At 38.0% G+C, this 9,605-nt stretch carries 8 protein-coding genes; all 8 read left to right on the forward strand.

Going from position 1 to position 9,605, the window contains the following annotated elements; translation table 11 throughout:
• Nucleotides 1-159: 159 nt before the first annotated feature.
• The 8 genes from AC1DRQ_RS27345 to AC1DRQ_RS27380 all read left to right on the forward strand — a co-directional run bounded on the left by AC1DRQ_RS27345 (nt 160) and on the right by AC1DRQ_RS27380 (nt 9,280).
• On the forward strand, nt 160-1,221 hold the full coding sequence (locus AC1DRQ_RS27345) for a glycosyltransferase (protein ID WP_477428648.1): 1,062 nt from the start codon (nt 160-162) through the stop codon (nt 1,219-1,221).
• A gap of 21 nt (nt 1,222-1,242) precedes the next feature.
• Nucleotides 1,243-3,084 (forward strand): asparagine synthase (glutamine-hydrolyzing), encoded by a 1,842-nt coding sequence (gene asnB / locus AC1DRQ_RS27350; RefSeq protein WP_477428650.1) that lies wholly within the window; start codon nt 1,243-1,245, stop codon nt 3,082-3,084.
• A gap of 22 nt (nt 3,085-3,106) precedes the next feature.
• Nucleotides 3,107-3,838 carry a hypothetical protein gene (locus AC1DRQ_RS27355; protein WP_477428652.1) on the forward strand — a complete coding sequence of 244 codons (732 nt, stop codon included), beginning with the start codon at nt 3,107-3,109 and terminating at the stop codon, nt 3,836-3,838.
• Nucleotides 3,835-4,764 carry a glucosamine inositolphosphorylceramide transferase family protein gene (locus tag AC1DRQ_RS27360; RefSeq protein WP_477428654.1) on the forward strand — a complete coding sequence of 310 codons (930 nt, stop codon included), beginning with the start codon at nt 3,835-3,837 and terminating at the stop codon, nt 4,762-4,764. Before AC1DRQ_RS27355 ends, AC1DRQ_RS27360 begins: the two co-directional genes overlap by 4 nt.
• The gene (locus AC1DRQ_RS27365; protein ID WP_477428656.1) at nt 4,751-5,848 is read left to right on the forward strand and encodes a glycosyltransferase; all 1,098 of its coding nucleotides are present in this window, start codon (nt 4,751-4,753) and stop codon (nt 5,846-5,848) included. The genes AC1DRQ_RS27360 and AC1DRQ_RS27365 overlap by 14 nt, the downstream gene beginning before the upstream one ends.
• A gap of 37 nt (nt 5,849-5,885) precedes the next feature.
• Entirely contained in the window at nt 5,886-6,350 is a 465-nt protein-coding gene (locus AC1DRQ_RS27370; protein ID WP_477428658.1) for a hypothetical protein, read from the forward strand.
• 216 nt (nt 6,351-6,566) lie between these two features.
• Complete coding sequence (locus tag AC1DRQ_RS27375; protein WP_477428660.1) at nt 6,567-7,664, forward strand: NAD-dependent epimerase; 1,098 nt, start codon at nt 6,567-6,569, stop codon at nt 7,662-7,664.
• A 194-nt stretch (nt 7,665-7,858) separates the two neighbouring features.
• Nucleotides 7,859-9,280 (forward strand): pectate lyase family protein, encoded by a 1,422-nt coding sequence (locus AC1DRQ_RS27380; protein ID WP_477428662.1) that lies wholly within the window; start codon nt 7,859-7,861, stop codon nt 9,278-9,280.
• The last annotated feature ends 325 nt before the right edge of the window (nt 9,281-9,605 follow it).

Below are 9,605 nucleotides of genomic sequence, written 5' to 3' on the forward strand. Positions count from 1 at the left end.
ATCTCATAATGCCTGGCTGATTAGTGCCGATGGGCCCACGCTGTTTTTATATTTTGCTATTCTGCAAAGTGCAAAAATTACTGAAAATGAGTACAGTGAGGCAACTGTTGATGAGCAAATTATTAGTGAAATGGCCTAATGGCAATTGATAATTTTACAATGAAAAAAAAGATATTCTTGATTGTGGGCTCACTTGGAGCCGGTGGTTCTGAGCGGGTTTATTGGCTACTTTCGCAATATTTTAATAAGGAGGATTATGCGGTATCGGTAGTTTTTTTAAACGCCCAGAAACAATGTTTTTCAACACATATTGAAGGTATTGAATTTATTGATCTTAAAACTGTTAAGGCGTCCAGGTCTTTTTTTAAATTGTACAGGCTTTTAAAAGCGGCTAAACCCTTTGCTGTTTTTTCAACAAATGATCATATTAATATTTTAACTGCAATGGTGGCCTGCTTTTTAAAGGTGCCAAACCTTATTGCCAGGTCATCCAACAATCCGCAGCAAATGAAGCAGTTTTATGGGTATAAAGCAAGGTTTTATAATTTATTCACCAGGTTTCTATTTGTACGGTTTAATTTTATTGTTTGCCAGTCAGCCGAAATGCAACAGTCTATGTCAAAGCTATATGGTATTAATTCAGGAAAACTAAAGGTTATATCAAACCCGGTGCTTCATACACCTATAATTAAAAAGCATTTGAACGGATCAGGGCAAAAAAAATTAATAGTGGTGGCCCGTTTAAGCCCTGAAAAAGGCCTGTTCCGCTTGCTTGAAATTATGCAGCAGTTGCCCCCAAATTATATTTTAACCATTGCCGGCGATGGCCCTCTAATGGCCGATTTAAAAGCAGATGTTAGTTTACGCAAACTTGATGAGCGGGTTACTTTTTTAGGCGAAGTAAATGAGGTTTCGACCCACGTTGTACAACATGACCTTTTGGTATCATGCTCATTTACGGAGGGGTTTCCCAACGTTATTTTAGAGGCATTGGCCTTGGGTGTTCCTGTAGTTACTTTTCGTGTAGGAGGTATAAATGAACTGATCCGCGAAGGGTTTAATGGCTACGTGGCAGAACAGCATGATATGGTAAATTTAAGAAAACTGATTGTACAGGCCTGTTCCCAATCATGGCCGCATGGAAAAATTAAAGCAGACGCATACAACAGATTTTCTCTTGATAAAATTGGGCAGGCTTATGAAAGCCTGTTACATGAATAATTTAATTAAATATTAATTGATATGTGTGGGATTTACGGGTCAACGGTTTACTATAACGACGATATTGTTAGGGCTAAGTTAGCCCGGGTGCATTTCCGCGGACCGGATCATTCTGGCTTTGAGCGTATTGATTCTATCATTTWGGGGCATAACAGGCTGGCAATTGTTGATCTTGATCCGCGGTCAAACCAACCGTTTACCTACATGCACCTTAAGGTTGTTTTTAACGGCGAAATTTATAATTATCAGCAACTGAAATCCAAACTAAAAATATTAGGGCATACATTTAATACAGACTCTGATACAGAGGTGCTTGCTGCCGCATATCTTGAATATGGTGCAAATTGTACAGATCACTTTAATGGCATGTTTGCTTTTGTAATTTATGATACAAAAGCGCAACAACTTTTTGGGGCAAGGGATAGGTTAGGTAAAAAGCCTTTTTACTATATGCATAACGGGCTTGATTTTGAATTTGGCAGCCAGCCTGCACAAATTACAATTGGCAACCAGGTTAGTTTGGATATGCAGGCCGTTCATGAATATTTTATATGGGGGTATGTACCTGAGCCGCGATCTGCCTGGCAAGAAATTAAAAAGCTACAGGCAGGTTATAGCTTTATTTTTGATTTGCCTACCGGGCATTTTAAAACTGAAAAATATTGGGACCTTGACCACACAAATTTAAATAGCTATACAGGCACCTATTTACAGGCCAAAGCCGAACTTAAGGGACTGTTAAAAGATGCGGTTAATATCCGTATGCATGCTGATGTAAGCCTTGGGGTTTTTCTTTCAGGAGGAATTGATTCTTCATTAATAGCCGCTCTTGCGGCCGTAAACACAAAGCAAATAAAAACATTTTGCATTAAGTTTAACGAGAAGGGGTTTGATGAAAGTGTTTTTGCCGCAAATATCGCTAAACATTTAAAAACCGACCATCATGCGATCGAATGTCATACAGAGGAAGGTATAACATTAATTGAAAAATTTGGCGAATACTATGATGAGCCATTTGCCGATTCAAGTGCCATCCCAACGCTGTTGCTTAGTAAGTATACCAAAAAATATGTAACCGTAGCCTTAAGCGGCGATGGCGGGGACGAAAGTTTTATGGGTTACTCCAGGTACAAATGGTTAAACATGGCAAATCAGGTTTTTAACTGTCCGCTGGCGTTGCGTAAGATCATGGGCGGGCTTGTAAAGCTATCGCCTAATTATCGTCATAAACTAATTGCAATGGGTATCAGTACTTCTACAATTGATATGTTGTATGCACTTATGCTTGGCGGCCTTGAATATTCCTGGCTTGAACAACCGCAATTAGGATTGAATGTGCCTTTTATGAATATATTGTCTGCCGAACCGGGAAGCTTTTTACAAAAGATGTCGGCCTTTGATATCAAGACTTATTTAAATGGTGACATCAATACCAAGGTTGACCGCGCTTCAATGGCTTTTGCAGTAGAAGCAAGGGCGCCGCTGATGGATCACCGGGTAGTTACATTTGCACAGCAACTGCCTGATAGCTTCAAATTTGGCAAAGGGGTTCAAAAAAGGATATTAAAAGATATTTTATACCAGCATGTTCCCGCTTACTTGTTTGACAGGCCTAAATCCGGATTTACCATGCCTTTAAGCCAATGGTTCAGGTATCAGCTTAAGGATTATGTGCTTGACCAATTATCACCCACCGAATTGAAAAACATCCCGGGAATCGATGCAAAAAGGGTCTCTGATATGATTCACGATCACATGGCAGGCAAATGGAACCGCTTCCCGCAAATATGGAAATTGCTGGTATTTAAGCAGTGGCTAAAAAGCCAAAAGCCAAGCGCTTTACCAGCGTATCAAGTGGTATAAAAAAACAAACTATCTAATATTTATGATCCAGATCAAAGCCAGGGCATTGCACTTAATGCCCGTTAATATTATTTGGTTTGCCGGCAAACCGCAAAAGTGGCAGTGTATTTATAATTATTATAAGCAAAGTGCTTATGGAGAAGATGTTATAGGTTATTACAGGGAGGCCTTTTTTACAAAAATCATAGATATCAGTGCTCCTGCAGAGGTTTTTGAAGCTGGATTTGATCAAAAAACCAGTTACGAGATCAGAAGGGCTATTAAAGACGGTGTAACAACATCAACCGAAACTGATTTAGCGCATTTTGTTAGCTTTTATAATTTATTCGCTAAAACAAAACAGCTGCCAAAACTCAGCGCTAATTTTAATAAATACAAGTCCCGTATCATTATTACCAAGGCTGTTTATAACCAACACGATATTGTAATGCATGCATATCTGAGCGATATGAGTATCAAAAGGGTAAGGTTATTGTATTCGGCATCACTTTTCAGAAATGAAAACGATACACAGTATAGAGCCGTAGTGGGCAGGGCAAACCGGTTATTACATTTTAACGACATGTGCTTTTTTAAACAACAAGGATTTGAAGTTTATGATTTGGGAGGATATGCTGCAGGGACAACAGATGAAGCACTTATAAGGATCAATCAGTTTAAAGATAGTTTTGGAGGCACATTAATACAAGAGAGTGATTACTTGCCTTTGCCTGCAATGGTGTTAGCCTTTTTTAATAAAATGTTTAAAGTATGAAATTGATCAATTTGTTACAGCTGTATTATAAAAGATTGTTTACGTGCGACAAATGGAACATTGGTTATGTTAACCAAACCCCAGAAAATCTTATTAGTTCCGGAAAAATAAACGGTGAAATAAACTGGCTTCAGGAAGATAAGGTTGACTATGCTGCTGATCCGTTTATCATAAGTATAAAAGGCCATATACATTTATATTACGAAGAGCTTAACTTTTGGAAAGCCAGGGGCGAGATAATGATGATAGATGGCTTTGATTTTAAAAGGAAAAAAAGAGTAAAAGGTATAATGGACCAGTCTGTACACCTCTCTTACCCACACTTGTTTACTGCAAATGATAAATTATACTGTATTCCTGAAACAGCCAAAGCAAAGCAGGTTGTTTTATACCAGATAGATAATGATAACCCACACAAATTAAAAAAAGTACGGGTCATTTTATCTGGTGATGATTTTGTAGATAGTTCCATTATATATTATCAGGGTAAATACTGGTTGTTTACCAGCCTGTCAAGAAAGCATGGCGAATTGTATATTTTTTACGCTGATACATTGCTGAGCGCATTTAAACCACATGCCTTAAACCCAATTCCTGTTGACAACCATGTGAGCAGATCGGCCGGGTGTTTATTCGTTGTTGAACAAAAACTTTATATGCCAAGCCAAAACCCCGAAAAGCGTTATGGGGGTTCAATCATGATCAATGAAATTACACATATTAATGAAACGGAATTTGAATACCGTACCGCTTTTGAATTATTACCCCAGTTACCTTATGACCAGGGTTTACATACCATAAATTTTGCAGATGGTTTACTTATTGTAGATGGTAAACGAAGTGTATCCAGTGTGTTTTGTCCTCTGAAAAAAATGGTCAAGAAAATAAGGAATTATAACAAAGCCAACAACTATGCCTGCGATTAATCAACATGTGCTTTTCGTTTCCATGACTGATGAGGCTAATGGGGCCGAAAATGTATTGCTTATGGCTGCCAGTGCCATTGGTGCACCTATATTGTTTTTGAAAAAGGTAAAGGCTGGTGGTTTACACATTCCAGCCGGGCAGCCATCACAGTATGTAACCTGTAAGAGTATGCTTGCTGGTTTTTTAGGGTTGATGAGCTCACTTAAACCTTATCGCAAAGATTTTATTATCATGAGCACCCATCCTTATTTAAATGCTTATCTGGGCTTTTTAAAACGGATTGGTTATTTAAAATCGCAGCTTATTGTGCGTGAATGTACCTCTGTTTTTACMAGGTATGCCGGTTTTAAGAGGTTGAGCTATTTGTTGGCCTATCAATTAGGTTATCCGGGTGTAAACCTTGTTGTTTGCCAAACAAGTTTAATGCGTTACCAATTTTTGCAACATGTGAATTTTATACCGGCTCAAAAAGTTATTGTACAGGAAAATCCCGTGAACCTGGAACAAATTCTTACTAAAGCTAAATCACCTTTAAATGATCCTGATACTGATACTGATTTTATTTGTGCCGCAGGCAGGCTGATCCCTGAAAAAGGATTTTCAATTTTAATTCACGCCTTTAGTTGTATTGAAAAACAGTATCCTGATTTAAAGTTACTGATATTGGGTGAAGGACCCGAAAGGCACTCACTAATCACCTTAATTGAAACCCTGGGGCTTACAAACCGCGTCATTCTTAAAGGCCGTATTGATAACCCTATGCCTTATTTTAAGCAGGCCAAGGTATGCGTGGTATCATCTATTAAAGAAGGCTTTCCAAATGTTTTATTGGAAATGATGACCATGAATCAGTCAGTTATTTCTACACTATGTGCCGGGGGGATAGAAAACGTACCCGGAATTTTGAAAACAAAGGCAAATAGTATTAATGAGCTGGTGCTTACCATAAAAAAAGCACTTTGCAAAGATACCGATAGCAAGAGTGAAATAATAAGGCAATACCTGTATAACAGAACGCCTGAAATATTTATCAGCTCTTTATTAAAGAATTTTAACAACGTACCTACCATGAACAACCTTTAGCAAGAAGGTTATCTATTACACTTTAAATTAAAATCGTATGAAAAAAGAAATGAAATTTCTTGGAAGAGTGGGTTTATCTGTCATGGTATTAGGTGTACTTATATTATTTGATAGTTGTAAAAAAGAGCTGGCCAACCCAAGTCCAATACAAGAGGAAAAACCAATACAAGTAAAACCACCTATACAAATTAAGCCAGGCTTGTATAGAATAGATTTTGATGGTTTAAGATCAGATGGAGGATTTTCCTATAAGATAGGATATGTAATTGAAGGAGGAGATTCGAATGCGGCACCTACTGTATCAATTCTCCGTCTTTTTGAAAATGGTGTGGAATTACGTCCTCCTCATTCTGCCCACCAGGATATCCGTGATTACGGTGAGGGCCGTTTTAGCCATTGGGGTACAACTTTATATTTTTCAACCACCAATAATACAGATCCGGTTGTAAATGGTAAGGAGTATAGCTATACAATAGATGGTTCAGGATACCCATCAAATTGAGCATTATCACAAATGCACTAAATAACCGATGCTGTACTATACGTGGGATGAAATTTATTTTTAAACTAATTATTGTTGAATAAGGTCTGGTCAGACTTTGTTCAACAATAATCTATCAGCCTGTTCCATAGGCATTCAAAGCTTTCATTATCAAAGCTTTATTGTATTCTCTTTACTTAAAAAGTTCTATTCATTCATTTTTTAAATTTAAATCTTATGAAAATTTTAGTTACCGGCACGGCTGGTTTCATTGGCTATCATTTGGCTAAACGTTTGTTGAAAAGGGGGGATACGGTAGTAGGCATTGATATTATTAATGATTATTATGATGTACGGTTAAAGTATGCGAGGCTGGAAGATGCCGGTATCAGGGTATCTGAGCTGGAATATGCAAAACCTGTTTGCAGCGAAACAAACCCTAACTATACATTTATAAAGCTTGACCTGCTTGATAAGGACCAACTTGAATTATGTTTCAAAACCCATCAGTTTGATGCTGTATGTAACCTGGCAGCACAAGCCGGTGTGCGTTACAGTTTAACCAATCCCGAAGTTTACATTGACTCTAACATTAAAGGGTTTTTAAACATTCTGGAGTGTTGCCGGCATTTTAAAATTAATCATTTAGCTTATGCCAGTTCATCAAGCGTATATGGCTTGAATAAAAAAATGCCTTTTAATGAACATGATATAGCTGATCATCCGGTTTCATTATACGCAGCTTCAAAAAAAGCTAATGAAATGATGGCGCATACTTATAGTCATTTGTTTAATTTACGCACTACAGGCCTGCGTTTCTTTACTGTTTACGGTCCATGGGGCCGGCCAGATATGGCGCTCTTTATTTTTACCAAGGCTATGCTGGAAGGTAAACCTATTGAAATTTTCAATAACGGTAATATGAAACGTGATTTTACCTATATTGATGATATTGTTGAAGGGATTATGCACGTGATTGACAGTCCTGCTGAGGCAAATCCTGAATGGGATGCGCTGAAACCTGATCCTGCAACTTCAAAAGCTCCTTTTCGTATTTTCAATATTGGCAGGGGAGCGCCGGTTAACCTGCTTGATTTTGTAGTAGAAATTGAAAAACAATTGCATGTTACCGCTAAAAAGATATTTTTGCCCATGCAAGAGGGCGATGTAGCTGAAACCTGTGCTGATGTATCCAATTTGGATGGTGTTTTAAACTATAAACCTAAAATTTCTGTTCACACTGGTGTTTCCAGATTTACAGCCTGGTATAAATCGTTTTATAAGGTCAAAAAGCAACATTTTGAGCCCGTACCGTCTGACATTGAAACCCTGTAATGTCATATTAATGTCAGAAAGTGTGCAATTTTATACACTTGGTTTACACATGTCCTTTACACATTTTAACAGTAAATAGGTGTTATAACGCAGTTTTTGAACCTCTTTCTATTTAAGTTCATCTTTCCATAAATTTTTTTATTGGCAATTTATCAAACGCAGCTCCGTTTGATGGCCTTAATAAAAAAAAACATATGGAAAGAACAAAAAAACCTATTACAAAAGTGGCAGTAGTCAGTATGATGCTAAGTGCAATTATCTTTTTTGGTAGTTGCAAAAAGAACGGAGATGATCCGACGCGTGTACAAGATAGTACTGCATTAACAACAAATTCGGCAACCGCAGCTTTGGCAACTACTGCCACTACGGGAACCAAGTACACCGTAAATTTAGCCGGTTTAAGGAATGATGGTGGACATGCCTATAAAATTGGATATCCATTAAGTAAATCAGGCGACTCTAACGAGCAACCTACCGTATCCACCCTTCGTCTTTTTGAAAACGGTGTTGAATTAAAGCCACCTCATTCGGTTCATCAGGACATCCGTGATTATGGTAAAGGTCGTTTCAGTCATTGGGGAACTACACTGATTTTCTCAGCATCAGATAATTCCAACCCAATGAATAATGGCCGGAAATACACGTACACGTTAGATGGATCTACCGGTAGTACTTCAATAACAGCTCCAACTGCTCCAGCGCAGACCACCCCGACTTCAACCGCCGGCCTTATGGGATACGCAATGGTTAACGGAACAACCACCGGAGGAGCCGGAGGTTCATCTGTTACAGTGACAACCTTAGCGGCTTTAAAAGCTGCCGTAGGAGATAACACTAAAAGAATTGTATATGTAAGCGGTACGATCACAGGATCAGGCGACGAGCCGGTATACGTATTATCAAATAAGTCAATTATTGGAAAACCAGGCGCTGTTATTCAAGGTGTATCGTTGTATATTTTTACAGTAAGCAACATTATCATTCAGGATATAAGGTTTAAAAACTATGTAACCGATGCTGCAGTAATGATCAAGGAGCAAACACATCACGTGTGGGTTGATCATTGCGAGTTTTCAACAGACCGTAACCATGGCTGGGCTTATTGGGGTAAAGATATCTCTATTACCCGCGCGGCCGATTATGTAACTGTTTCCTGGAACAAGTTTCACGATACCAATTTATCAGTACTTATAAGCGGAGGAATAGTTGGGCATGAGTCAGATATCGGTCACCTTCACGTAACTTTGCACCATAACTTTTGGTATAATGTTAGCGAAAGAGAACCTGATATGAATTATGGCAGTGTACACGTGTTTAATAACTACCATTTAAATAACAGTGGTTATTCATTAGGTGCAAGGGCCGGAGGTAATGTACGTACCGATAATGAGTATTTCTCAAACTGTGCCAAACCTATTTCTACAAATTTAGCTGGTGACCCTCCGGGTTATTTTAGTGGTGTTAACACAAATATTTATTCAAATTGTGGTAAAAATGATATTACAACTGCAATTTCGAACTGGTTACCAGGTTACTCTTATACATCAGTATTGGATCCGGCTGCAAATGTACCAGCTATAGTTCAAGCAGGTTCAGGCCCAAGAAGTATTAACTAAAAATTTTGATCTTTATTTAAAAATACACTTTTAATACCCCAAACCACCTCAAGGTGGTTTGGGATATTTTTAAAAAATGTTTTGTTTGCCTAACTAAACCTTATACCTGTTACACCATCATTGCAATAATATATTTATTGCCCGCATTTAGCGCCTGTTAAATGCTATCCATATTTAATATAACCAATATATATGCTCAGCCCGATCTGTTTGATTGGTTGAACAAACCTATTATCCCGCTTTATAATAACCATTCCGTTGCTACAATTTTAATCATACGCAAGTAGCCGGTATTAATTTATAGTACCCATGAATAAAACAGGGC

It is taken from the genome of Mucilaginibacter sp. P4_E8 (assembly GCF_056401495.1).